Source organism: Bradyrhizobium sp. Kon10 (assembly GCF_055807395.1).
Window position 1 is genome coordinate 1 of record NZ_JBVVOZ010000157.1, and the last position, 342, is coordinate 342.

1 pseudogene is annotated in these 342 nt (G+C 67.0%); it reads left to right on the forward strand.

Annotation, left to right across the window (positions count from 1 at the left end):
- Nucleotides 1–342 (forward strand): annotated as a pseudogene (locus tag AC0L2O_RS36515) (IS21 family transposase); the annotation flags it as partial.

Sequence of the window (342 nt, forward strand, 5' to 3'; positions counted from 1 at the left end):
GCTCTGTGGTCGCTCGGTGGGGCACCGCGGGAGCATCGGACCGACAGCCTGTCGGCCGCCTTCTGCAATCTCGACCGCAATGCGAGGGACGATCTGACCCGGCGACACGAGGACCTCTGCGCCCACTACGGCATGCGGCCTTCCCGCAACATCGCGGCATCGCCCACGAGAACGGGGCGATCGAGAGCTCGCATGGCCATCTCAAGCGCACGATCGCCGATGCGCTGCTGTTGCGCGGCACTGCCGACTTCGATGATCTCGCCGCCTATCGCGGCTTCATCGACGAGATCGTCAGCCGCCGCAATGCCCGGAACACCAAGCGCATCGACCACGAGCGCGCCA